Genomic DNA, 26,301 nt, shown 5'->3' on the forward strand with positions numbered 1-26,301 from the left:
TGATTACCTTTAGTAAATCAAACGCTTGTCTTGAGCAAGGGCGTATTCAGAAGATAGTGCTAAATTTTATCTTTTAGCCCATAAATGTATGGCTGGCAACGAGAGCGCTATACCGGTAGTGCTGTCGTATACTTGAGCGGCTCCATCGCAAAGGTCGACGTCACATTGGTCAGCCCCTCGATGCTATTGACCAACTTCTTGTAGAACGAGTCAAACGCCTGCATGTCGGCCACCTGCACCTTCATCATGTAATCGTATTCGCCCGCCATCCGGTAGAACTCCATCACTTCGGGGAACTCCGACACCGTCGCCACAAAACAGTGGTACCACTCCTTGGAATGGTTGCTGGTCTTGATCTGGACGAAGGCGATAAAAGAGAGCCCGATCTTGGCCGGATCCAGCAGCGCCACCCGCTGCCGCAATACCCCACTTTCCTCCAGCCGTTTGAGGCGCTTCCAGCACGGGGTCGTGGTCAGGTTGACGGCATCGGCCAACTCGGCCAGCGACAAGGTCGCATCATGCTGCAGCAGGCGAAGCAGAGTACGGTCGGTTTTGTCCAAATCAGCGATCTTATTGCTCATAGAATTCAGAATAGGAGAAAAATTTCCTCCATTCTATCGATTTGGCAGTAAACAATGCAAAGTCTTTCTTGGTAATACGGGCTACATTACCTCTATACCTTGTTCCGGCTATCACCATAAGGATCCAACCATGAACCGTGACCCGCACTGGATTAGCACTGCCATCCGTAAAATTGAGGCCGATTACCAACGTTCTGCCGATACCCATCTGATCAAACTGGATATTCCGGTACTGGACGGGGTCGACATCTACCTCAAGGACGAAAGCACCCATCCAACCGGTAGCCTCAAGCACCGTCTGGCCCGCTCACTGTTCCTCTACGCGCTATGCAATGGCTGGATTGGTGAAGACACCACCATCATCGAATCGTCATCGGGCAGCACGGCGGTTTCCGAAGCCTATTTCGCCCGGTTACTGGGACTGCCGTTTATCGCCGTCGTCCCCCGCCATACCGCCCGCAAGAAAATCGAGCAGATCGAGTTCTACGGCGGCAAGGCGCATTTCGTCGATAGCCCGGCTGCCATCTACGACGAATCACGCAAGCTGGCCTCGGCGCTCAACGGCCATTATATGGATCAATTCACATACGCCGAGCGGGCCACTGACTGGCGCGGCAACAACAATATTGCCAACAGTATATTCGAGCAAATGAAGCTCGAGGCCCATCCCGTCCCCCGCTGGATTGTGATGAGTGCGGGCACGGGCGGCACATCCGCGACTATTGGCCGCTATATCCGCTACCAGATGCACGATACCAAGCTATGCGTCGTCGATCCGGAAAACTCGGTGTTCCATGCCTTCTACCAGACTCGAGACCCAAATATTGTCGGCAATTGCGGCAGCCGGATCGAGGGGATCGGCAGGCCGCGCGTCGAACCGAGCTTCATTCCCGACGTGGTCGATGAAATGCACACGATTCCAGATGCCGCCAGCATTGCCACGATCTACTGGCTCGAAAAGCTGCTCGGCCGCAAAGCCGGGGCATCAACCGGCACCAACCTGTACGGGGTGCTGCAACTGGCCAGCGAAATGCGGGCCCGTGGTGAACAAGGTTCTATCGTGACCCTGCTGTGCGACAGCGGCGAGCGCTATCTCGATACCTATTACGACCCGGCATGGATCAGCGCCAACATCGGGGATATTTCCGGCTACCTCGAACAGCTCAACACCTTTGAACACAGCGGGATTCTGGCCTAGCTCCTGTTTATGCTTACCAGCCTGTCCTGCCTCTATTTGTACCTCGACAGCGTCGCCGCAGCCCGTGCTGCGGCTTTTCCATTTACGCCCTGCTTTTTTGCCCCTATCTTTCAACTTCCCTCATCCGGCACACTGCGGTAGCATTGCCGAGCCAAGGGAGAACCTGCCTTTGGCCTACCATAAGATAAATATCGAGAGTGATATTTAGGTAGTCCCCTACCGACTGTTTTTCGGTACGAAAAGAATATAGGAAGACTTTTATGCGCAAAGCCGTAGTTGTATTTAGTGGCGGCCAGGACTCCACCACCTGCCTGATCCAAGCCATGGCCCACTATGATGAGGTGCACTGTATTACGTTCGATTATGGCCAGCGCCACAAGCTGGAAATCGAAGTGGCCGAGTCAATTTGCCAAGAACTGGGTGTTGCCGCCCACAAAGTGATGGACGTCGGCCTGCTCAACGAACTGGCAATCAGCTCCTTGACCCGCGACAACATCCCTGTCTCCCACGAGTTGCAGGAGAACGGCCTGCCGAATTCGTTTGTGCCTGGCCGCAATATCCTTTTCCTCACCCTCGCCGGGATCTACGCCTACCAGATCGGTGCCGAAGCAGTGATCACCGGTGTATGCGAAACCGACTTCTCCGGCTACCCGGATTGCCGCGACGAGTTCGTCAAATCCCTCAACCAATCGCTGGTTCTGGGAATGGATCGCCCACTGCGGATCGACACGCCATTGATGTGGCTCAACAAGGCCGAAACCTGGGCGCTGGCCGACCAATACGGTAAACTCGACTTCGTACGCGAGAAAACCCTGACCTGCTACAACGGGGTGATCGGCGACGGCTGTGGCGACTGCCCGTCTTGTGATCTTCGCAAAGCAGGCTTGGACAGCTACCTAGCCAACCGCACGACGATCATGGCCGAGTTGGAAAGCAAGCAACAAGCTGGCAAAGCCTAACCCAAGAGCCTCCCCGGCATGAAACAGCCATAAAAAAACCGAAGCCTTGGCTTCGGTTTTTTGTCTTTGCAACCGTGGTGGATTAATCGCGGTACAGGGCGAAATCCTCGGCACAGTCCACTAGCTGCTCACGGGTTAGCATGAACACGCCGTGGCCGCCGTTCTCGAACTCGATCCAAGTAAACGGAATATGCGGGTACTGCTCTTCCATATGGATCATCGAGTTGCCCACTTCACAGATCAACACACCGTCTTCTTTCAGGTAATCAGGTGCATTAGCCAGAATACGGCGAACCAGTTTCAGGCCGTCACTGCCCGCAGCCAAGCCCAGCTCAGGCTCATGGCGGAACTCTTCCGGTAGGTTGTCCATATCTTCTTGGTCAACATACGGCGGATTAGTTACGATCAGGTCGTATTTGTCCTTCGGTACATCTCGCAGAAGATCCGAACGCAGCGGGATCACCTGCTGCTCAAGACCATGGTCCTGAATGTTCTGCTCGGCAACAGCCAGAGCATCGACAGAGATATCAACGATATCCACTTCAGCTTCAGGGAAAGCATGGGCACAGGCAATACCGATACAGCCAGAGCCCGTACACAGATCCATGATGCGAGTCGGACGCTCTTTCAGGAACGGTTCGAAGAAATTATCGATCAGCTCACCGATTGGCGAGCGCGGCACAAGCACGCGTTCGTCGACAAAGAACTCCATGCCGCAGAAGTATGCCTTGTTGGTCAGATAAGAGACCGGCGTGCGCTCGTTGATACGGCGGATAACACGCTCTACAATACGGTGGCGCTCGCTGCTAGTCAGGCGAGAGAAACGTACCTCGGACGGAACGTCCAAAGGAAGGTATAGGGTTGGCAAAACAAGCTGTACGGCCTCGTCCCACGCATTATCGGTTCCATGACCGTAAAAAAGACCCGCAGCATTGAAACGGCTTACCGTCCAGCGCAACATGTCTTGTAATGTATGAAGTTCGTTGACAGCTTCGTCGACAAAAATCTTATCCAAAATAGCCTCCGAATGGCGCTACAATACCGCTAATAAGTTGTTGGATTGTTAACTATGAGCAAAAAAGATCATATCCTGGATGAAGACTTTAGCCTCTTCCAGGAAGCGGTTAAGGGCGTAAAAAAGATCTCGCATGATACCATAATCGCGCCCCGCCGACAGAGCACAAAAGCAGATACCCCTAAACTCTTGGCAAAAGAGCGACAAAACCATGAGTTTTATTTCTCGGACGAGTTCGAGCCGCACCTCAATGAAAACGGCCCGACCCACTATGCCCGTACCGGGGTATCCAAGTACGAAGTCAAAAAACTCCGCCGTGGCGTCTATGTTCCTGATATGTACCTGGACATGCACGGCATGACCCAGCAAGAGGCCAAACGCGAATTAGCCGCGATGATTGCCGCTTGCCTAAAAGAAGGCGTGGCATGCTGTTGCGTCATGCACGGTATCGGCAAGCATATCCTCAAGCAAAAGGCCCCGTTGTGGCTGGCCCAGCACCCTGATGTCATGGCCTTCCACCAAGCGCCGCTCGAATTCGGCGGCGACGGTGCTCTGCTGGTATTGCTCGATATTCCCGAACGATAATCAGCCTCGTTCATGCGCGGTACTGGCTCTGCAGTGCCGCCGCCCTTACTTTAACCGATGTAAAACGGCTAGTTACTCTTCAAATTTTGCCAGCATACCGACATTGGCAACCTTACCGCCAACAATCAGTGTCACTTCGCCATTTTCGCAAACCTGTATCCGTGTCTTAACGGACTGCTCACTGTAGTAGTACTCACAGCTACCGTTGCGGGCACTGTCAATGCGCGAAAAAATGGTAATGTCACTTTTCGACGAGGCAAAGGTCAACGTACTGCCTGAAGGAGAAATATGCATATTCTCATTGCGTCCGTTAACCCACTCGATCGCCGCATTGGCACTGATGTTGGTTACCTGTTCCTGTTGCGGCATCTGCATACAGCCTGACAGCAACAAAACGCCCAACAGCACTGATAGTAAATTTTTCATCAAGGTATCTATTCATGTAAACGAGCTGGAGATATTGCTATCGGCCAGCCCGCGCGAAACCTTAATGCCAATTTAACACGCATTATCCTTCCGGGTTGGCTTGCCAAAGGTATGCGGCCTGCTCGGTCTCCAAATCATAATCGATCGCCAGTACCGAGGAAGTAATGAACATCGGCGGTTGCATCCCTGCCACCAGTTCGGCAGACAGGTAGCCAACCAACGGCAAATGAGAAATGACCAGTAGGGTCTCGGGACGCTCAATGGCAACCATCGCCTTAACATAAGCAGCGACCTGCTCGGCATCACCGTAAGGGGTAATGTCTTCGACCTCCATCAGCCGCTGGGGCGATGGCAAATGCGGGGCCATCGCCTGCCATGTCTGCTGGGCACGCAAATACGGGCTGACCCATACCATATCTAACCCCTGATCAAGCTGCTGGCTGAGCTGGGCAGCCATTTGAGCTGAATATCGCTCACCGCGCTCTGTAAGGGGGCGTTCGGCATCAGTGGCTGCAAAGGTTGCTGCTTCACCATGACGCATGATGTAAATTCGCATATATTTTCCAATTTCGCAGGCAGGTATCCGCACTGCATAGCCCTTAATCTACATACAGGGCCAACGGAGTGAAGGATCAAGCCTAGCGAGCTAGCATGTCTCCCGATTATGCTAGCAAGTGACCTATTCTGAAAACAGAATTTAGGCAAAACGTGTGCCCATTATGTGATACCTGATCACAGTCTCAAATTGACACAATATATCGTCCAGCCGGATACCTTCCCTATTCTTACCGCTTACTAAACCTAAGCTTTTGTTTAGCTAACAATTACTCTTCGTTATATTTGCCACCCTCGGTAATGAACGTCATAATTACCCTACTTCCCAAAAGAAATAGGCGTCCCCCGTGCATAAAAGTCCAAATGACCCGAAGCAATACCGCTACCTCACCTTGGCAAACGAGCTGAAGGTATTACTGGTTCATGATGCCGAGGCCCCCCGCTCAGCAGCAGCCTTGTCGGTCAAGGTCGGTCATTTTGACGATCCGAACGACCGCGAGGGAATGGCGCACTTTCTCGAGCACATGCTCTTTCTGGGAACAGAAAAATACCCGCGTGTTGGTGAGTTTCAAACCTTCATCAACCAAAACGGCGGCAGCAACAATGCCTGGACCGGCACCGAGAACACAACCTTTTTCTTCGAGGTCTCTCCCCATGCTTTTTGCGAGGGACTAGACCGTTTCGGCCAGTTCTTCACCGCCCCGCTGTTTAACGAAGAGGCCGTGGACAAAGAGCGCAATGCGGTCGATTCGGAATATAAGCTCAAACTCAAAGACGACGTCCGCCGCCTGTATCAGGTCCACAAAGAAACGATCAATCAGGCCCACCCATTTTCTAAGTTTTCGGTTGGCGACCTGACGACCTTGGCCGATCGTCAAAGATCCGTTCGCGATGAGCTCATTGAGTTCTACCGCAGCCATTACTCTGCCAACCTAATGGGGCTAGTCTTGCTCGGGCCGCAAAGCCTTGATGAGCAACAGGCATTTGCCGAGACATTCTTCAGAGATATCGCCAACCACGGCGAAGTCAAACCCGAGATCACCGCGCCGCTGGTGACCGATGCCGAAAATGGCCGGATGATCACCATCGAGCCGATCAAGGAAGTCCGTAAACTAACCCTATCATTCTCGCTGCCAGCCGTTGATAGCTACTATCGCGAAAAGCCCCTTTCCTACATAGCCAACCTACTTGGCAACGAAGGTAGCGGCAGCCTAATGTCCGTCTTGAAGGGCCAGGGCCTGATCAATACCCTCGCGGCTGGTGGCGGGGTGAGCGGCAGCAACTTCCGTGAGTTCACAATCAGCCTGAATCTCACCCCAGCCGGTATGGACAAAATCGACGATATCGTCGCGGCAGTGTTCCGCTATATCAATATCATCCGTCAAAAAGGCCTTGATGAGTGGCGCTACGAAGAGAAAAAAGCGGTGCTTGAAATGGCTTTTCGTTATCAGGAAAAAAGCCGGCCGCTCGATACCGTCAGCTACCTAGTCATGAACTTGCTTCACTATGCGCCAGAAGACCTTATCTATGGCGACTATATGATGTCTGGTTACAACGAAGCACTTATTACCGGCCTGCTAGATCAATTGGTGCCAGACAACATGCGGCTGGTGCTTATCGCCCAAGGGCAGGATTACGATCAGGTGGCCAACTGGTACCACACACCGTATAAGGTCGTTCCTTTTAGCAACGAGCAACTGGCACAATGGCAACAGCCAGGCCATGACGATGCGCTTAAACTGCCTGAGCCAAACCCTTTCCTATGCGAGAAATTCGAGCCGCACGCACTGGCTGACGATGCCGACCAGCCACCCCAGCTCCTTCAGGATCTACCGGGATTTCGCCTGTGGTTCAAACAGGAGCATGAATTCCGCGTGCCCAAAGGGGTGGTTTACGTGGCGATCGACAGCCCGCATGCTGTCAGCTCACCGCGCAATATCGTCAAAACGCGGCTGTGTGTTGAAATGCTGCTCGACGCGATCAACGAAGCGGCCTATCCGGCTGAAATTGCCGGTATGTCTTATAATTTGTATGCTCACCAAGGCGGGGTCACACTTCAGCTTTCAGGCTTTAGCGAAAAACAACCGCTACTACTCCAGCTATTGCTGGATCAGTTTGCCAACCGCCAGTTCAACCTTGAGCGATTCAATAATATCAAGGCTCAGATGCTCCGCAGCTGGCGCAATGCCGCACAGGACAAGCCTATATCCCAACTGTTCAACGAACTAACCGGACTGTTGCAGCCCAACAACCCGCCATACCCCGTGCTGCTCGAAGCCCTCGAGAGCATTGAGGTGGACGAGCTGCCAGCTTTTGTCGAGGCGATGTTTGCCGAGCTGCACATCGATACCTTTATCTACGGCAACTGGTTGAAAGAAGATGCCCTTGCCCTGGCTGAAATCCTCAAGGATGCTTTCCGGGTCACGGACCAATTGTACGGCGAATCCCAGCGACCACTCGTTCACCTTGGCAAATCAGGCACCCTTCGCCACGAAGTTCGCTGTAGCCACGCCGATTCCGCCTTGCTGATGTATTACCAATCACGCGCGACCACGCCGCGCAAGATTGCCATCTACACGCTGGCCAACCATTTAATGTCTACCACCTTCTTCCATGAACTGCGGACCCGTCAGCAACTGGGCTACATGGTTGGCACCGCCAACCTACCGTTGAACCGCCACCCGGGATTGATCTTGTATATTCAGTCACCGGTCGCGGCGCCGACCCAACTTCTGGATGCGATGGACGAGTTCACTAATGCCTTTTCCCTTGTGCTCCTAGAGCTCAACGACGCCCAGTGGCAGGCCAGCAAACAGGGGCTCATTGCTCAGATTTCAGAGCCGGATACTAACCTACGAGCTCGGGCCCAGCGCTTCTGGGTCAGCATAGGTAACAAGGATACTGACTTCAATCAACGACAAAAAGTCGTTGAAGCGCTGGAAGCCCTAAGCCGCGCCGACATGGTGAAATTCATTGTCGATATCATCAAGCCACGCACGGCAAACCGGATTGTGATGCACTGCCAAGGCCAAGCACACAAAGATCTGGAACCATTGCTAATCGGCAGCGAAATCGAGTCGGTTAATGAGTTTCAAAGCAAGGCTTATTAACACCAGTTTGACATAGTCTCTGGTGCACGAGAGATCGTTGAAGCCCATTCTGTCCCAGCAAGGCCCGTCTAATTAACGGGCCTCCTTCTTCTGGCTCGCTTATTCTTTAACCTTACTAATCAATATATAAGCAAACAAACTCATATCAATAAAAAATACCGTTCACAAATAGAACAATATCTATGGAAAAGGTTATTATTTTAGCTCATTATGTCTACCAGCTATGCAATTTTTAGCATTTCAATACATAATTCAGCGATAATGAAAAAAACATGCCCAATGTGCTCAACCGCACTAGATGTACCGCGCCTAAAAGATTACGACGAACATTTCAGCTGCCCGCACTGCAAAACAGCTTTGGTACATAGCGAAACGGATATCATTATGTACGCACTTGGCTTTATTGTACTGCTAAGCCTGCCCCTGACCTTTTTGCTCGGGGTCAATGCTATCGTCGCTCTGCTCATCACCATGACAGGGTATCATTTTTTACGGCCGCGTTTTTTTGAACCCCGTTTCCGTATCAAATGTGTTAAATCCAAATAATAAAAAGGGCCTTATCGGCCCTTTTTCATCACAAACCTACAAACGCTACGCTTCTGCCCCTTCCTGCGGATAGAAACACTGGCCCTCCTGTGCCATTACCACCAGACGCTCGCAAGGCCTGAAACGTTCACCATAGCGATCGGTATGCTCATTGAGCAAAGCGACAATCTTGTCAATGCCCAGCTGATCCATATAGCGGAACGGCCCACCAAGGAATGGCGGGAAGCCAATACCGAATATCGCACCGATATCACCGTCGCGGGCACTGCGCACCACGCCTTCATCCAGACAGCGCGCCGCCTCGTTAAGCATCATAAGCGCACAGCGCAGCGCGATATCCTCCGCATTGGCTTTCGTTTCTGGCTTGAGATCCAATAATTTATAGACGCTCTTATCCACCTCTTTTTTCTTGGTATCGTAACGGTAGAACCCCTTGCCGCTCTTGCGCCCCTTACGGCCATCTTTGAGTAAAACATCAAAAACGTCAGGTCCCTGAAAACGCTCACCAAGCTCTGCGATCAATATAGGCATGATCTTGGCGCCGATATCGACACCGACCTCATCAAGCAAAGTGATCGGCCCAACCGGGAAACCGAAATCAAGCAAGGCATTATCCAAGTGCTCTATCGGTTCGCCGCTTAGCAGGATAAACGCCGCTTCGTTCATATAGGGGGCCAGAATACGGTTAACATAGAACCCAGCGCTATCACCAACGACTATCGGTGTCTTGCCCTGCTTTTTGGCCAATGAAACGACGGTGGCTATTGTCTCTTCCGAAGTGCCTTGATGGGGGATGACCTCTGCCAGCGGCATCTTCTCTACCGGGCTGAAATAGTGAAGTCCCACCACATTTTCCGGGCGCTGGGCGGCCTCTGCGATCTGATGTATCGGCAATGATGAGGTATTAGTGGCAAAAATCGTATCGGGCTTGGCGTTTGCCTCAATCTCCGCCACCATCTGGTGCTTAAGCTTAAGATCTTCAAACACCGCCTCGATGACAACATCCAAATGATCGAAGCCGCTGTAGTCAACGCCTGCCGATATCGACAGCATATTTTGCTGGAGCTGAGCTTTGGAGATAATTCGGCGCTTGCGCTTCTTGTCGAGCAGGCGGTAGTTGTATGACAGTGCGTTGAGCAGCCCCTCATTGGCAATATCTTTGATCCTGACAGGATAGCCGGCTTTTATTGCTGTGACATGGCTGATCCCGCCGCCCATCAAGCCGCCTCCCAGCACGCCCACTTTGTTGATCGGGCGTGGTTCAGCACTGGATCCCGTCTCTTTTTTCATCGCAGTGGTGGCAAAGAATATGCTACGCAGCGCTGCTGACTCCGGTGTCATCACCAAGTCGCCGAACAATTTTGCCTCGCGCTCCAATCCCTTCTCCATGCCGCGCTCAAGGCCGTATTTTACCACCTCAAGGATTGCCTCCGTTGCCGGATAATTACCGCGAGTTTTGGCTCGGGTAGCCTTGCCAGCCTGGTCAAACACCAACGAACGCCCCAGCAGGTTGCCCCCCATTGCTCGATCTTTCAGTGCCAGCTTACGTTTGGGTTTAGGTTGCAATGCGTACTGCTCGGCAACCGTCAGCAGAATACTAACAGGCACCACCTCGTCGACAACACCCAGCTTCTTGGCTTTTTTGGCACGCAACTGCTTGCCGGTAAGAATCATATCCAGCGCACCAGCAACCCCTATCAGACGCGGCAAGCGCTGTGTGCCTCCCGATCCCGGTAACAAACCCAACTGGACTTCCGGTAACCCGAGACGAGTCTTATCGTCATCGGAACAAATCCGGCTATGGCAGGCTAGCGCCAACTCCAAACCACCACCGAGACACGGCCCGTGGATCGCAGCAACAATGTGGAAAGGCAGGCTTTCAAGCTCGGCAAACAGCTGCTGACCTTGGCTCGCTAGCTCCCTTGCCTCATCGGCGGTCCGGCAGGCATCGAGCATTCGAATATCTGCCCCCGCAACAAAATTATCGGGCTTGCCGGAATGAACCACCATTCCCTTGATATCCGAACGCCCCTTCAGCTCCGCCAATACTGCGCCAACTTGTTCGCCAAAAGCAGCCTGTAGGGTATTCATCTTTTCGTCTGGCACATCAATTTTTAGCCAGGCAATACCATTATCAGCCACTGACAGGCTGAATGCAGATTGATGATCAGTCATTATTCTGCCTCCAAAATCATGGCAGCCCCAAGGCCACCAGCCGCACAGGCGGTATTGAGTGCCAAGCCGCCACCGCGGCGCTTGAGCTCCCGCAAGGTCTGGGTAATCATCCTTGCCCCGGTCGCCGCAAACGGGTGGCCATAGGCAATTGAACCGCCGAGCACATTGAACTTATCCATATCTATCTCGCCAATGGCCTCGCTCCGCCCCAGCTTCTCGCGGGCAAACGAGGCAGAGCCGAACATTTTCACATTGGCAAGAGTCTGGGCAGCGAACGCCTCATGCATATCAATCAAGGTAAGATCAGACAGAGTGATACCGGCGCGGTCTAGGGCCAGCGGCGTAGCATAAGAGGGGCCCATCAACATATCTTGCTCGACCCCAATAGCAGAAAACGCAAATGAGCGGATAAAGCCCAGCGGTTCGAGTCCAAGCTCCTTGGCCCGCCCTTCACGCATCAGCATAATAGCAGCGGCTCCATCGGTAAGCGGGGTCGCATTGGCTGCCGTCACCGAGCCGAACTTGCGATCGAAAGCAGGACGCAGTTTGGCGTAAGATTCAAGGCTTGAATCCTCGCGGATATTGTTATCCATGTCGATCCACTGGCGGTAAGGTTCGGGGAAGGCCGTCATCACCTCGCCCTGAATCAAGCCATCACGCCAAGCCTGTGCGGCAAGGGTGTGCGAGCGATGGGCAAAAGCATCTTGTGCTTCTCGGCTGATACTATGACTCTTGGCCATCTGCTCTGCCGTCTGCCCCATACTCAATCCGGTGGAGTACTCCGCAACGGCAGGAGGCACAGGCATGAGATCTTTGACGCTGAGCTTGCTCAATAATTTCAACCGCTTGCTCATTATCTTGGCTTTACTGAGCGCCAACAGTGTCGAGGCCATCTTCTTAGATACACCTATCGGCACCACCGACGATGAATCCGCCCCCCCTGCGATACCGATATCAATTGTGCCGGCCATAATACTTTCAGCCACATTGGCCGCGGCCTGAAAACTGGTCGCACAGGCGCGGGTAACGCTGTAGGCATCTGTTCCGACATTCATCCCGGTGCCTAGCACTATCTCGCGGGCGATGTTCGGAGCTTCGGGCATAAGCACCACCTGACCAAAGACCACCTGCTCTATCAGCTTGGGATCGATATCGACCCGGCGGATCATTTCACTGACAACCATCTTGCCCATATCCAGGGCTGATACACCATCAAAAGCCGTTGCCTGACGGGCAAACGGGGTTCGTAATCCACCGACAACCGCGATGCGCTCACCGCTGTGAGTGGTGAGATTCTGGAGACGTGCCATCGCAACTCCTTATGCTTTTAAGTCATTTATATGAGGTCTGACCACAATGAATTGTAATTCAGTTGTTATCATAATCAAACAAATGTTTAAAAAATGAGAACTATGCGATAGTAGAATAAAAAGAAGGGAATAAAAGTGCGGTCAGTTTTTAGCCAACTGGAATGCTAAGATAAAAAAAAACCATACCGATTTGGTATGGTTCGAAATAACTACACGGAAAGCAATCCATGTATAGCATAAGTCAATTAACGTAAAGCCAATTGCAAATCAGGCAAGCCTGATAGGAGAAAGTAAAGTCAGCCTTCAAAAGGAAGTTGTCATCTTGCTCAACAGATACTAAGCCTTAGTTTCGCTGCAAAATCCTAGCAACGGCACCAACACTTACTATCAGATGACGGTGTCTACTATAACTTGCTGGAGAAGACACAATTTGAACCAGATCAATTTTAGCGCGGTTTATTGGATCAATTGTCACAACAAGATCCGAAACACCAGAAATATGGGACGTATTCGACACATTGATGGGCGATTTTATGATTAAGCATTTTTTCCGAAAGAAAAAGTCCGATGCCTCGGTCACAGTAGACATGAACAAACAAAGACGATACGAAGCCCTCGTCAGGGCTTGGCACCGAGATTTATACCGCTATGCCTACTGGTTATGCCATGATCCCCATATTGCCGAAGATCTGGTTCAGGAAACCTGCTTGCGAGCATGGCGGTCGCTCGATAGCCTACAAGATGACAAGGCAGCAAAATCTTGGCTGATCACAATATTACGCCGGGAAAACGCACGCCGATTCGAACGCAAACAATTGGATCTGGTCGATATCGACGATTATGCCATCGCAGATAGCCAGCATATGGGAAGTGATAGTGACAACAACCTTGAACAGCAGATGTTACGCCAACAGATCATGAAATTGGCCCCGGAATACCGCGAACCACTTGTGCTTCAGGTCATGGCCGGTTTCAACGGCGATGAAATTGCCAATATCCTAGGCCTAAACCGCAACACGGTGATGACTCGCCTCTTCCGAGCCAGAAATCAATTGAAAGAACAGTTAGAAAAGCAATCTGAACAGAGGGGCCAACACAATGGATGATTTAGAATTCCGCCGACGCCTCTTGGCTGATCCCAATGATGCCAGTCCTGAAATGATCGAGAGCCGCAACGCCTCGCTGGCCAACCGCAAATTAGCCGATGAACTCCAAATGCTCGACAGCAAACTAGAGCAGGCCATGAAAGTCGACGTTCCCGATGATCTCGTTGACCGGATCCTGTTCAACCAATCCGGCCAACCCGAAAAAAACCGTTTTGGCACTAAAGGATGGGTGGCACTCGCAGCGTCTGTCGCCTTTGTGGTAGGGATTTCTATCGGGCAGTTTCGTTTAGGGTTATCCCCTGTCTCCGAGCATCCTGTAGGGATCGCCCAGATAGCTCTCGATCACGTACAGGCCGAAGCCCCCTTCATAGATGGGATTGACGAGGGGGTCACCCTGTCGCAGGTCAATGCCAAGCTCATCCCATTCGGCTCCAAGCTCGCCCAGCTTCCGGGTCATGTTTACTACGTCAACCACTGTGGCTTTGGCAATAGCAATGCGCTCCATATGGTCATGGAAAGCTCGGCAGGGAAGGTAACTATCTTTGTCGTACCGGAAACCACCCAGGGCATCAACCAGTTTAGCGGCGACAACATGCAGGGTGTACTCCTTCCCGTGCGCGATGCCAGCCTCATCGTTGTTGGCGAACCCGGGCAGAATCTGGCCCCTGTAGCCAAAGAGCTCAAAGCGGAACTAAACTGGGAAATTTGAACAACTCAACAAAATTAATGCAACAGCTCCGGCTTATTCAAAAATAGAATGCCGGAGCCCTTTCTCATACCGAACTAAGATACTGAAAGTAAAGTGTTACCCCTCTAGCATAATTGTATCTTTGTGCTGCCATATTCCCTTCTTTTGTGATTACACTCTGCCCAAGCGGTCAATAAAAACACAATACCGCTGGTGCCTTACAACTGGTCTGATTTGCTGGTGATAAGGACACCAATACAATCTGCGCATCCTGCAGGAATTAGCAGAGATAAACATAAAAAATAATTAGGAATAACTATAAATATGAATAAGAAGCGTCTGTTTACAAAGTCTATGGTTGCCTTGGCCGTAACCGTAGCATCACAGCAAGCCATGGCAGCTGGCTTTCAGCTAAACGCACAATCTGCAACAGGCCTTGGCCGTGCATTTGCCGGTGATGCCGTGATCGCAGACAACGCCTCAGTAATGGCGCGTAACGCAGCAGCAATGTCATTGTTCGACAAGCCTGCTCTTTCTCTGGGTATCAATGCTATTGATACGGATATCCAGGTCAAAAATATCAAATACACCAACCCATTGTCAGGCAACCTAAACAGCAGCCAAGATAACCAGTCTATCGGTGATATTTCCCTTGTTCCTAACATCTACTACATTCACCCACTTAACGAAAAGTGGACTGTGGGTGCTGGCCTGTACTCTAACTTCGGTACCAAAACCGAATTCGGCGACGACTTCGCAGGTAACGAGTACGGCGGTCTGACAGATGTAAAAAGCGTCAACCTAGCCCTGAGCACCTCATACCGCATCAACCAGCAATGGAGTGTCGGTGGTGGCCTGGATGTTATCTACGGTACAGGTAAACTACAGCGTTCTAACAAGAGCATTGAAGGCGCGCTTGATTTCATCAGCGGCGGCAAGGCCCCTAAAGGCCAACTTCTGGATGTTGATGCTGATGGTATTGCCCTTGGCTGGAACGTTGGTACAGTGTTCGAACTGAACGAAAACAACCGTTTCGGTCTTTCATACCGCTACAGCCCAGAACTAGAAGCTGAAGGCGATATGTTCTTCAAAACCGACGGCGGCAATATCAGCGACGAGAAGCTGAAAATGCCACTGCCTGATATGGCTGAGTTTTCTGGCTACCACCGCCTGAACCAGCAATTCGCGGTTCACTACAGCGTACAGTGGATTGGCTGGAGCGCATTCGACAAGCTGGAAACAACGGGCGGCCGCGAACTAAACTCCTACAACTGGAAAGACGGCTGGCACTACGCGCTGGGCGGTACTTACTACATGAACAACGACTGGACCCTACGTGCCGGTTATATGTATGACACCAGCGCTCAGGACGAAAAGACATCTATCTCTGTGCCTGACTCAGATCGCCAGTGGTTCTCCGGTGGTTTCACCTACCACCTAGACAGCAAGTCGAACATTGATTTTGGTGTGACTTACCTCGTCGGCAAAGATGTTGAAGTTGTAGAAAACAGCACGGGCCTAAGCCAAGTGTCTGCAACCACTCGCGCCAACGCTTGGCTATACGGTGTTCAGTACAGCCGTTCGTTCTAATTCAGCGAACAAAAAGCAAATTCTATAATCCAAGAGGGTGCCAACGGCGCCCTCTTTTTTTACAAAAATAAACCATTGATATTTAATGGTTATAGTCTAATACCTATAGATTAACTCGCTAATTCCAGCTAACACACCGTCGCCGAAAGTCACCTCACCTCGTACACATGTACGCTGAAATCTCATCCGACCAGATCGTAGTGAACAATATTCACCAGATAAAACACCATATAAATAGATAAAAATAGAATTTAAGACCTATTTGTATTTAAATCACAAGAAAAACTTAAAGCTTTTACTCTAAGGCGTATGATTTGCGCCACGTAATTTCAGCGAACAAAACAGACTGATGAACAAGAACAAAATCACACTTTCTTTGGCAGCGGCACTAGCACTGGGTATGAGTGCAAACACCATGGCAGCAGGCTTCCAGCTAGCTGAATATTCTGCGACAGGCCTTGGCCGTGCCTTTGCCGGTGAAGCGGCAATGGCTGACAACGCCAGTGCCCAGTTCCGTAACCCAGCCATGCTGGCTTACCTAGAGGGTACTCAGGTATCTACTGGTGCGATCTATGTTGACCCTAACATCGATGTTAAGGGCAATATCACCAGCCCATACCTGCCAGGTGCAAGCATCCCTACCGAAGCAAAAGACATTGCCCATGATGCTGTGGTTCCTAACTTCTATCTGTCGCACCGCATCAACGAACAGTGGGCGGTTGGTCTGGCCATCGCAACTAACTATGGGATGGAAACCGAACTAGGCGGCGATTTCCTGGGCACCATGTTTGGCGATCAGGCTAATGTTTTCTCCGTTGAGATCAACCCGAACGTTGCTTACAAAATCAACGAGCAGTTCAGCATTGGCGGTGGTGTTCGCTATGTGATGGGCGAAGGCCATATCGGCGCATCAATCCCAGCTAACCTGCCACCGAAACTGGATGCACTGGTCAATAAACTTGGCATGAGCGCACTGAAAGGCCAAGACCTGAAATACATGAAAGGCGATGATACTGCATGGGGCTGGCAGCTTGGTGGCGCATGGCAGATCAACACTGACAACCGTATCGGTGTAAACTACCGCTCAGCCGTTGACCTTAACCTAGAAGGCAATGCCTCAGGCCTAGGATACGGCAAGACACGTCCTGGCAGCATGGCTCTCAGCCTACCGGCTACTGCTGAAATTGCCAGCTTCCACCAGCTATCAGACAAACTTGCCATGCACGCAAGTTTCAACTGGACCGATTGGAGCAGCTTCGACAAACTGGAAGCCAATATCCCTAGCTTCGGTACAGGCACCGATCTGATCAAAGAAGAAAACTGGGAAGACAGCTACCGCTTTGCCGTAGGTACAACTTACCAATACAGCAACAAGCTGGCTCTGCGTACCGGTGTGGCTTACGACATGTCAGCGGTAAGCGACGAGCACCGCACCCAAACCATCCCAGAGACAGACCGTCTATGGCTGAGCCTAGGTGCAGGTTACCAGTGGTCACAGAACCTAAGCTTTGATGCCGGTTTCACATATATCTTCGCCAAAGATGCACCAATGACCGAAGAACTTGAAATCCAAGGCAAGAAAATTGCGGAAATCAAAGGTGAAACTACCGGCAGCGTATGGCTGATCGGTGTTCAGGCCAACTACCGCTTCTAAGCTGTAGGACAGAGCCATTAGGCCAATCCCCTAATCCCAAAAGGGCTGCAATATGCAGCCCTTTTTGTATCCACAGCTCGCCACCATATCAAGATTCATTCTGCCCAGTTACCCTACCTCTTCACAGCATATTACTGACAATGCATGAATTGAATTCATCCATAAGCCGAAACATTTCATTCGACCGCCAACTACTTGATTACTAGAATCACCCGTATTCCTAGCGCATTCAAAGTTATATCATCATGCTTTTAACGACTCTTTATATTATTGGTATTACTGCTGAAGCCATGACAGGGGCTCTCGCTGCAGGCAAACGTCACATGGATTGGTTCGGTGTTATGCTGGTTGCCAGTGCTACCGCTATCGGCGGTGGTACGGTTCGTGACATTCTACTTGGACACTATCCACTTGGCTGGGTTGCCAATCCTCAATACCTCGCCATTACCTGCCTTGCTGGCCTGTTTACCACCATGGTGGCCCCACTTGTGGTTCGCTTCCATAAAGTCTTCGTGATGCTAGACTCGTTAGGATTAATTGTATTCAGTATTATCGGTTGCCGCGTGGCGATGGATATGGGCCTGTCGCCATTGATCTGCATTGTCGCCGCAGTCGTGACGGGGGTGTTCGGTGGCCTGCTGCGTGACTTGATCTGCCGTCGCCAACCATTGGTACTGCACAAAGAGCTCTATGCATCCGTGTCGTTCCTTGCCGGTGCAATGTACTACGGAATGCTCTATGTGGGCATTGACAGTAATATTGTGACCGTCAGCACCCTTGTTGTTGGCTTCTGTATTCGAATGGCTGCGGTACAGTTTAGCTGGAGCCTACCGGTCTTTCACTTTGAAGAAAACGATACAGGCACTGCCGAAGCCAAACCCAAAGCATAAAAAAACGAGGAGCAAAGCTCCTCGTTTTCGTCTCTGTCTACAGCAACGCCCCTTTACAAACAGGCTTCACCCATTATATCTGAGGGGTCGCCGTGACGACTCCAGCATTCTGTCCCCGGTGACGCAACAGGTGATCCATCAGGGTAATCGCCATCATCGCTTCAGCAATCGGCACGGCGCGAATTCCGACACAAGGATCATGGCGGCCCTTGGTGACCACTTCGGCACGCTCACCCTGTGCGGTAATCGTCTCACCCGGCACGGTAATACTTGATGTCGGCTTCATCGCAATATGGGCGACAATATCTTGGCCAGAAGATATCCCGCCCAAGATGCCGCCCGCATGGTTAGAAAGGAAACCATCAGGAGTCATGGCATCTCGGTGCTCGCTGCCTCGCTGGGCAACGACATCAAAGCCATCACCGATCTCTACCCCTTTCACCGCGTTAATGCTCATCAACGAGTGAGCCAAATCGGCATCCAGTCGATCAAAAACCGGCTCGCCCAACCCAACCGGAACCCGCTTTGCGACCACCGTCACCTTGGCACCAATCGAATCGCCTTCTTTTTTCAGCTTACGGATCAACTCGTCGAATGCCTCAACTTTATTGGCATCCGGACAGAAAAAGGCATTCTGCTCAATTTGATCCCAGTCGACCGAGTCAATGGCAATATCTCCCATCTGCGAAAGGTAAGCACGCACTTCGATACCATGCACTTGCTGTAGGTACTTCTTCGCCACAGCACCTGCGGCAACGCGCATTGCCGTTTCCCTCGCCGAAGAACGACCACCACCACGATAATCACGGATACCATACTTCTGGTGGTAGGTATAATCGGCATGGCCCGGACGGAAAAGATCCTTGATATCCGAATAGTCTTTGGAACGCTGATCGGTATTCTCAATCAACAAGCCAATCGACGTCCCCGTCGTCCGGCCGTCAAACACCCCGGACAAAATCTTTACTTCGTCAGGCTCTCGGCGCTGAGTGGTATATTTTGACGTCCCTGGTCGACGACGATCCAGATCATGCTGCATGTCTGCTTCGGTCAGTGCCAACCCCGGCGGGCAACCATCTATGATACAGCCCAATGCCAAACCGTGACTTTCACCAAATGTGGTGACTCGAAATAATTGTCCAATCGTGTTGCCTGCCATGACTTCCTCTGTATTGTTCTAAGACTCGCCCTTGGGCAAAAAAGCCGCCCTAACTACATGCACCCTGTCCCTCTGTGCCGGCCAGTAGCAACTGCTTTCATCAATGAGTACATACTCTACATTCGCGCCAGCGATTGCAAGTAGGAATCGTCCCAACCACTTTCAGTAAAACACCCAGACAATTCCAAGGAGGCATATTCTGTTCCGGAAATATTGAGCGTATACTGATTTTTTTGACATCAATCACAAAATTCAAACTATGCTCGAGACCCTGCAGCACATCATCAATGAACTGGCCCCTTATCTTCACCAATATGGTTACGCGATTCTTGCGCTCACCATTGCGCTAGAGGGTATCGGGATCCCCACTCCCGGCCAGTCATTTCTGATTGTATCCAGTATTCTTGCCGCCAACGGTGAAATGTCCATCGAAGGCGTCTTGCTTGTCGGGGCATCAAGTGCCTTTTTCGGCAATATGCTGGGTTACCTTACAGGCCTTAAATTCGGCAACCTCCTTCTGAAAAAAGGCTGGCTAAAACCTCAGACCGAAACCAAGCTACACCAGTTCATTGGGCGATTCGGCCTTGTCGCCCTTCTCATCAGCCGCTTTGTCGAAGGGCTTAAACAGACCATGAGCCTTGGCTGCGGCATTGCCAAGATGCCTTTCAATACGTTTATTGCCAGCAATGCTCTGGCTACCACCATCTGGGTTACGGTATTCGGGATCGGCCCTGTCGTTCTTATGCACGAGCTTTCCCCATTCCTGAATTTCTACCACACACACCGAATGACAGTATGGTGTGCAGGAACCGGGGTTGTTGCCGCCTGCATTCTGAGCATAATCTGGTGGCAATATCGCGAACGACCACAGGCATAAAAAAACGGGAACCTTGAGGTTCCCGTTTCTGTCTATTCACGTAAGCAAGCGGCCTACTTTATTTACCCGGCACCCACTTCTGGATCCGGCTAGAACCACCGCTGCGTGGTTTGTCGTCACGGCCCGCCGGGCGATCATCACGCTGACCACGCTTGCCCTGACCCGCTTGCTCATCACGGTTACGGAAATGGCCTGGTTGTGGCCCACGGCCCGGACGAGGGCTACGGCGCTGTTCATCACGATTGCCGCCGAAGCTACCACCGCGACGCTCATTTCGCTCATTGCGATCACCGCGGCCATGACGCTCGCCGCTTTCGCCACGATGGCGCGGCGCATCACCCTTGCCTTTGTAGGTCTTGTATTGAATCTTACCGGACGCCTCGCCATTGCCTTGCTGGCGGCTGTCGAACAACTTGGCATCGGTCGCCTTCTGAATCGCCTTGCCCTCGGCATCAACACGAGAGGCTTCTTCGGTTTTGCTCGAATCGGCAATCAAGCTGTGGATATCGGCGATCTCTGCATCGGTCAAATAACGCCACTTGCCGTTTGGCAGGCCGTCAATGCTGACGTTCATGATCCGCACTCGGCGCAGCTTGAATACGTCATAGCCCAATGCCTCGCACATCCGGCGGATCTGGCGGTTAAGGCCCTGCGTCAACACAATCCGGAACGAAAATGGGGTTTCCTGGGTCACTTTACAAGGCAGGGTAACGGTATCAAGGATCTCAACCCCAGAGGCCATCTTGTCGATAAACTCCTGAGTGATCGGCTTGTCGACACGCACCACATACTCTTTCTCGTGGTTGTTACCCGCACGCAGGATCTTGTTGACGATATCACCGTCATTAGTCAGGAAAATAAGACCGTCTGACGGTTTGTCCAAGCGGCCAATAGGGAAAATACGCTTACGGTGGCCAATGTAGTCAACGATATTGTCTTTGATATGACGCTCGGTGGTACAGGTGATCCCGGCTGGTTTGTTCAACGCGATATAAATCGGCTGCTCTTTCGCACGCAGAGGCTTGTCATCCACCAGCACTTCATCGCCCGGCATGACCTTGGTGCCCATTTCCGGCAACTTGCCGTTGATCGTTACACGTTCTTGGTCAATCAACTTATCGGCTTCTCGTCGTGAGCAATACCCGGTATCGCTGATATATTTGTTCAAACGAACGCCGTTGGCGTTACCGCCCTGAGCTGCGGATTGAGGCTGTTTATTTGGCATGGTGTTCTTCTATTCTCTGCGTTTCGCAACGCGATGTAAGGTTGGTGACTAATGCACTTTCCGGGCTATCGTACATCGACGTTCCCGGGTTGGCGCTATTCTAGCAATCCCCTTCAATTTTAGAAAAGAAAAGCTGCAAACAAAAAGCCGGCATCTATAAATAGAGACCGGCCTTATTCTACGGATTGGCAGAAATGCTTACATAAATTAAGCCGTTGCTCCCTTGTCCTCCCCGGCTCCATGGGCAGAGTCGTCCTGCAGTGCTTTTTCCAGCTGCTCGGCAACATACCCCGGAGACTTGGTGTTTGCCGCCATCAGACGGTACATTGCAGGAATCACAATCAGGGTCACGAAAGTGGCGAACGCCATCCCGAAGAACACCACAACCCCAACCGCAATGCGGCTCTCTGCGCCGGCGCCTGTCGAGAAGATCAACGGCACCGCGCCAAACAGGGTGGTAAATGCCGTCATCAGGATCGGCCGCAGGCGGCGCTCGGAGGCATCGATGATCGCCTGCTCAAACGCCACGCCCTTATCACGCAACTGGTTGGCAAACTCAACGATCAGGATCCCGTTCTTGGTTACCATTCCGATCAGCATGATCATACCGATCTGACTGAAAATATTGAGGCTTTGTCCCATCAGCAACAAACCGGCCAAGCCACCGAATATCCCCATAGGTACAGTTAGCATCACCACCATCGGGTTGATAAAGCTCTCGAACTGGGCAGCCAGAACCAAGTAGGCCACAAGCAATGCCAAGCCAAATACCATCAAGATACTGCTCTGGTTCTCTCGGAAATCCTTGGACTCACCGGCATAGTCAATCACGATATCGCTCGGCAACATCGACAATGCCTGCTCATCAAGAAAATCCAACGCCTCTCCTAGGGTATAGCCCGGGATCAAGTTCGCCTTGAGGGTGATCGATTTCTGCTTCTGGTTATGGCTAAGACGCTGAGCCGATGCAACTTCCTCGACCTCGGCCAGCGACTCCAGCGTAATTAGCTGGCCATCTCGGGTACGCACGTAAATCTGGCTCAAATCCGAGGCGTTGTTGAAGCTGTTTTCGTCACCACGCAAGTAGACATCATACTCCTCACCACGATCGACGAAGGTTGTTTCGCTCCGGCCACCCAGCATCACCTCCAACGTCTCGGCGATATCATTGACCGGGATTCCCAACTCCGCAGCGCGCTGACGGTTCACCGTCACCACCAGCTCAGGCGTGGTTTCCGCATAATCCAGATCGACGCCTTCCATCATCGGGCTGGCCTCGGCGATCACCTTCAACTCACTGGCCCATTTGAACAGCTCGGCATAATCCGCCCCATTAAGCACAAACTGAACAGGCTCCGATGAACCGCCCCGGAACCCCGGCATAAACGGCCATACCCTGATATCGGGGATCCCTTGCAGGGCCTTGCGCACCATACCCAGCGCCTCAGTGGCGCTCATGTCACGATCTTCCCAGTTCTCCAGCTGCATGATCACAAAGCCAGTCTGGTCGCCAGCTCGACCGCCGAAGGCCGGGGTCTGGATAGAGACCGATTTCAGAACGCCCTTGCCGACCATAGGCAGCAGGCGGCTTTCCACTTCTTCGATATTGCCCACCATCCGGTTGTAGCTGGTGCCCTCTGCACCTTTGACGAAGGCAAAGATCACACCGCGGTCTTCCTGCGGGGCCAACTGCGACGGAACAGCCTTCATCAACACCACACTCAAACCGATAAAACCCAGCACGATAAACGGCGCGACATAGCGATGGCGAACCGATACCGTCACGACTTTGCGGTAACCCTTCTCCATTCGACCAAACATCCGATCAATCAGAAGATTGAAACGGCTTGGCTTCACATTGGCCTTAAGCAGCTTACTACCCAATACCGGACTCAGCGTCAGTGCCACAATCGATGAGAAAATGACTGATACCGCCAGCAAGACCGAAAACTCGGTAAACAGCGGGCCGACCATACCGTCCATAAACGAAATCGGCAGGAAGACCATCACCAGCACCACGGTTGTCGCAACAACGGCGAAGCCCACTTCACGGGTTCCCTTGTAAGCGGCCAGCAATGGCGGCTCACCCTTTTCGATATGGTGGTAAATATTCTCAACCACCACAATGGCATCATCGACAACCAGCCCGATAGCCAGGATCAGCGCCATCAAGGTCAGCAGGTTGATCGAAAAGCCGAGGAAATAAGCCACCATAAAGGCTGAAATCAGCGATACGGGCACGGTTACTGCGGGGATCAGGGTTGCCCTTGCTTGGCCGATAAAGATGTAAAGCACCAATACCACCAGCAAACCCGTGACAAACAAGGTGCTGTAAACTTCCTGAATCGAACGGTCAATAAACACCGTCGAGTCATAGTCGACAAACAGAGAAGTCCCTTCCGGCAGGAAGCGCTGCATCCGCTCAACCTCGGCATAGACATCATCAGCCACATTCAGCGGGTTGGCATCGGTCATAGTCACGATACCCAAGCTCAGGTTGGCGATGCCGTTATTCTTGAACGTCGCATTCTCGTTCTGGGCGCCGATGGCAACGTCAGCCACATCTTTGAGGTAGATCGGCGAACCATCACTGGCCGTGCGCACCACCAGATATTCAAAATCGCTGGCATCACGATATAGGCGGGCAGTCCTGACAGACATAGTGGTCATATCATTGCGCACCTCGCCGCCAGGCAGCTCGACGTTCTCCTGATTGAGGGCATTGACAATATCTTTTGTCGTCACCCCACGTCCGGCCATCTGCTCAGGTTTCAACTTGACGTACATCACCCGGTATAGTGCACCGCTAAGATCCACCGAGCTCACCCCGTTGATCAGGCTGAAGCGATCCACCAGAACCCGTTCGGCATAGTCGGTCAGCTGGGTCCGGTCCATTGTCCCCGATGTCAGGTTGATATAGAGCGCCGATTCGCCGCTGCCGTTATCCTTGGAGACAATCGGATCATCCGCCTCATCCGGCAGACGACGCTGGGCGCGGGATACCGCATCACGCACATCGCTGACCCCTTCGGTCAGATTCCAGCCCAGTTCAAACTCCACCGTGATCCGCGACATGCCGTTACGGGTTGTCGAGGTAATGCTTTCGATACCACTGATCCCCGATAGCTGATCTTCAAGCACTGTGGTGATCCGGCTTTCCATAATAGAAGCCGATGCCCCTGAGTAACTGGTCGATACCGTCACCACCGGGTTTTCGACATCCGGCATCTCACGTACCGACAGCTTGGTAAACGATACGATACCAAATACACACAGCAACAGGCTCAGTACAATCGCCACAACAGGGCGCTTCACCGATACATCAGACAACCACATCAGACCTTATCCCCGTTGTTCGGTGATTTCCCCGCCGTCAGATCGTTCACCTGCACCCCATCGCGCATGTTCACCAGGCCCTGGACCACAATACGGTCGCCGACCGTGATACCAGACTCAATCATGACCTCGTTTTCCACCCGCGCCCCCAATTGGACTTCGGTGCGGTGGGCCTTACCCGCATCATCAACCAAGTAAACAAAACGCTTGGTACCTGAATACTCAAGAGCCTGAACAGGGATCACGGCAGCATCCTGCGGCGCAAATCCTAGCTTAGCCACCATCATCATCCCCGGCTTAAGTCTGGCTTCTGGATTATCCAACGCGACACGAATCCGAATATTGAGCGAATCGGGCTGTACCCGCGAATCAATCGCCGTCAGTACGCCGTCAAACTCACGCCCCGGCCATGCCTGACTTGTGGCAGTGACTTTCATCCCCTCGCGCAAAAACGACAAATATTGCTCGGGTACTTGGATATCAAGGCGCATCGTCGACAAATCATCAAGCGAGAACAGCTCGCTGCCCACCGTCAGCATGTGGCCTTCGCTGAAATCAACCAATCCGACCGTCCCGGCAAACGGGGCATGAATCGCATGATCGGCCAACTCCGCTTCAGCGGCTTTCAAACGTGCCTCGGCAATATTGACACTGGCCTGCTGGGCATCAATCTCCGTCTGGGTAATCGCACCCCGGGTAGCCAGGCGCTTATATTCGCCCAGCTTGCGCTTTTCATCGGTGAGGTAAGCATTTGCTTCGGCATAAGCCGCCTGAGCCTTGGCATCATCCAGTTGCACCAGCAGCTCACCTTTCTTAACCTGGCTGTTCACGCCAACTACGATACGCTCAACCTTTGCAGCGACCTCCGTCGCCAAGTTTACTGAACGTTGTGCCTCCAGCTTACCCACCAATGATAAGGACTGGCTCACCGGATGCGAGGAAACCACACCCGTCGTTACAGGGATCTCACGGGCAGCTCCGGGACGAGCCTTTGGCTCAGCGGCAACCGACTCACCGTGGAAGTACACATAACCGCCACCTGCTAACGCGGCGGTCACCAACGCCGCAACAAGGACTTTTTTCATTCTTGAATCCATTATTAGAAAACTGCGCAGATGATATCTGATGGAATAGCGAAACGGGGTAAAGAAGTGTAAAGATAAGCAATATTACGTTTACGTGTTGCGAACAAGAGTTGAAAAACAACCAAATCGTCAACCACACCAACAAGATGACGAAAATAACAGCAAGCAGTTAAGCTATTCGCAGAAAAAGGTTTACAGTAACGCTAAGTTTGCTAATATTCGCCCCGCACT

The 26,301-nt window shown here is 52.0% G+C and carries 21 protein-coding genes; 11 read left to right on the forward strand and 10 right to left on the reverse strand.

The genetic code is table 11. From position 1 onward, the window contains the following. Positions 1-107: 107 nt before the first annotated feature. Positions 108-581 carry an Lrp/AsnC family transcriptional regulator gene (locus ACSF8X_RS13720; RefSeq protein WP_500850233.1) on the reverse strand — a complete coding sequence of 158 codons (474 nt, stop codon included), beginning with the start codon at positions 579-581 and terminating at the stop codon, positions 108-110. 130 nt (positions 582-711) lie between these two features. Between ACSF8X_RS13720 and ACSF8X_RS13725 the strand changes: the two genes are divergently transcribed. Next, positions 712-1,779 (forward strand): PLP-dependent cysteine synthase family protein, encoded by a 1,068-nt coding sequence (locus ACSF8X_RS13725; protein ID WP_500850234.1) that lies wholly within the window; start codon positions 712-714, stop codon positions 1,777-1,779. A gap of 260 nt (positions 1,780-2,039) precedes the next feature. Further along, entirely contained in the window at positions 2,040-2,738 is a 699-nt protein-coding gene (gene queC, locus ACSF8X_RS13730) for a 7-cyano-7-deazaguanine synthase QueC (RefSeq protein WP_047877408.1), read from the forward strand. Positions 2,739-2,820: 82 nt separating this feature from the next. Here queC and prmB read toward each other — a convergent pair whose 3' ends face one another. Next, a complete protein-coding gene (gene prmB / locus ACSF8X_RS13735; protein ID WP_047877409.1) occupies positions 2,821-3,753 on the reverse strand; it encodes a 50S ribosomal protein L3 N(5)-glutamine methyltransferase in 933 nt (310 codons plus the stop codon). Between the two features lie 54 nt (positions 3,754-3,807). Here prmB and smrB point away from each other — a divergent pair, with 54 nt between their 5' ends. After that, positions 3,808-4,338 carry an endonuclease SmrB gene (gene smrB / locus ACSF8X_RS13740; RefSeq protein ID WP_047877410.1) on the forward strand — a complete coding sequence of 177 codons (531 nt, stop codon included), beginning with the start codon at positions 3,808-3,810 and terminating at the stop codon, positions 4,336-4,338. Between the two features lie 72 nt (positions 4,339-4,410). Here the strand turns inward: smrB and ACSF8X_RS13745 are convergent, their stop codons facing one another. Together ACSF8X_RS13745 and sixA are read right to left on the reverse strand one after the other, a co-directional pair. Further along, on the reverse strand, positions 4,411-4,764 hold the full coding sequence (locus tag ACSF8X_RS13745; protein WP_240478239.1) for a hypothetical protein: 354 nt from the start codon (positions 4,762-4,764) through the stop codon (positions 4,411-4,413). 82 nt (positions 4,765-4,846) lie between these two features. Next, positions 4,847-5,320 (reverse strand): phosphohistidine phosphatase SixA, encoded by a 474-nt coding sequence (gene sixA / locus ACSF8X_RS13750; RefSeq protein ID WP_500850235.1) that lies wholly within the window; start codon positions 5,318-5,320, stop codon positions 4,847-4,849. A 346-nt stretch (positions 5,321-5,666) separates the two neighbouring features. On the opposite strand from sixA, the gene ACSF8X_RS13755 reads away from it, so the two are divergent. Both ACSF8X_RS13755 and ACSF8X_RS13760 read left to right on the forward strand, forming a co-directional pair. Beyond that, complete coding sequence (locus ACSF8X_RS13755; protein WP_500850237.1) at positions 5,667-8,429, forward strand: insulinase family protein; 2,763 nt, start codon at positions 5,667-5,669, stop codon at positions 8,427-8,429. A gap of 261 nt (positions 8,430-8,690) precedes the next feature. Continuing rightward, on the forward strand, positions 8,691-8,975 hold the full coding sequence (locus ACSF8X_RS13760) for a hypothetical protein (protein ID WP_500850238.1): 285 nt from the start codon (positions 8,691-8,693) through the stop codon (positions 8,973-8,975). 45 nt (positions 8,976-9,020) lie between these two features. Here the strand turns inward: ACSF8X_RS13760 and fadJ are convergent, their stop codons facing one another. Both fadJ and fadI read right to left on the reverse strand, forming a co-directional pair. After that, positions 9,021-11,150, reverse strand: coding sequence for a fatty acid oxidation complex subunit alpha FadJ (gene fadJ, locus ACSF8X_RS13765; RefSeq protein WP_500850239.1), 2,130 nt, complete (start codon positions 11,148-11,150; stop codon positions 9,021-9,023). Further along, positions 11,150-12,460, reverse strand: coding sequence for an acetyl-CoA C-acyltransferase FadI (fadI, locus tag ACSF8X_RS13770; RefSeq protein ID WP_500850240.1), 1,311 nt, complete (start codon positions 12,458-12,460; stop codon positions 11,150-11,152). Before fadI ends, fadJ begins: the two co-directional genes overlap by 1 nt. A 533-nt stretch (positions 12,461-12,993) precedes the next feature. Between fadI and ACSF8X_RS13775 the strand changes: the two genes are divergently transcribed. From ACSF8X_RS13775 to ACSF8X_RS13795, 5 genes are all read left to right on the forward strand, one after another. Continuing rightward, positions 12,994-13,566, forward strand: a complete 573-nt coding sequence (locus ACSF8X_RS13775) for a sigma-70 family RNA polymerase sigma factor (protein WP_500850241.1) — start codon at positions 12,994-12,996, stop codon at positions 13,564-13,566. After that, complete coding sequence (locus ACSF8X_RS13780) at positions 13,559-14,275, forward strand: DUF3379 domain-containing protein (protein WP_047877415.1); 717 nt, start codon at positions 13,559-13,561, stop codon at positions 14,273-14,275. Before ACSF8X_RS13775 ends, ACSF8X_RS13780 begins: the two co-directional genes overlap by 8 nt. 303 nt (positions 14,276-14,578) lie before the next feature. Further along, positions 14,579-15,844 carry an outer membrane protein transport protein gene (locus ACSF8X_RS13785; RefSeq protein WP_500850242.1) on the forward strand — a complete coding sequence of 422 codons (1,266 nt, stop codon included), beginning with the start codon at positions 14,579-14,581 and terminating at the stop codon, positions 15,842-15,844. 349 nt (positions 15,845-16,193) lie between these two features. Further along, on the forward strand, positions 16,194-17,498 hold the full coding sequence (locus ACSF8X_RS13790) for an outer membrane protein transport protein (protein ID WP_047877417.1): 1,305 nt from the start codon (positions 16,194-16,196) through the stop codon (positions 17,496-17,498). Positions 17,499-17,743: 245 nt separating this feature from the next. Continuing rightward, on the forward strand, positions 17,744-18,388 hold the full coding sequence (locus tag ACSF8X_RS13795) for a trimeric intracellular cation channel family protein (RefSeq protein WP_047877418.1): 645 nt from the start codon (positions 17,744-17,746) through the stop codon (positions 18,386-18,388). A gap of 73 nt (positions 18,389-18,461) precedes the next feature. Here the strand turns inward: ACSF8X_RS13795 and aroC are convergent, their stop codons facing one another. Then, on the reverse strand, positions 18,462-19,547 hold the full coding sequence (gene aroC / locus ACSF8X_RS13800; protein ID WP_047877419.1) for a chorismate synthase: 1,086 nt from the start codon (positions 19,545-19,547) through the stop codon (positions 18,462-18,464). A 259-nt stretch (positions 19,548-19,806) separates the two neighbouring features. Here aroC and ACSF8X_RS13805 point away from each other — a divergent pair, with 259 nt between their 5' ends. Beyond that, positions 19,807-20,424, forward strand: coding sequence for a DedA family protein (locus ACSF8X_RS13805; RefSeq protein WP_047877420.1), 618 nt, complete (start codon positions 19,807-19,809; stop codon positions 20,422-20,424). 58 nt (positions 20,425-20,482) lie between these two features. Here the strand turns inward: ACSF8X_RS13805 and rluF are convergent, their stop codons facing one another. From rluF to ACSF8X_RS13820, 3 genes are all read right to left on the reverse strand, one after another. After that, on the reverse strand, positions 20,483-21,649 hold the full coding sequence (gene rluF / locus ACSF8X_RS13810; RefSeq protein WP_500850243.1) for a 23S rRNA pseudouridine(2604) synthase RluF: 1,167 nt from the start codon (positions 21,647-21,649) through the stop codon (positions 20,483-20,485). 207 nt (positions 21,650-21,856) lie between these two features. After that, positions 21,857-24,985, reverse strand: a complete 3,129-nt coding sequence (locus ACSF8X_RS13815) for a multidrug efflux RND transporter permease subunit (protein ID WP_047877422.1) — start codon at positions 24,983-24,985, stop codon at positions 21,857-21,859. Beyond that, positions 24,985-26,070, reverse strand: coding sequence for an efflux RND transporter periplasmic adaptor subunit (locus ACSF8X_RS13820; protein ID WP_047877423.1), 1,086 nt, complete (start codon positions 26,068-26,070; stop codon positions 24,985-24,987). The genes ACSF8X_RS13815 and ACSF8X_RS13820 overlap by 1 nt, the downstream gene beginning before the upstream one ends. Between the last annotated feature and the right edge of the window lie 231 nt (positions 26,071-26,301).

It is taken from the genome of Photobacterium panuliri (assembly GCF_059920555.1).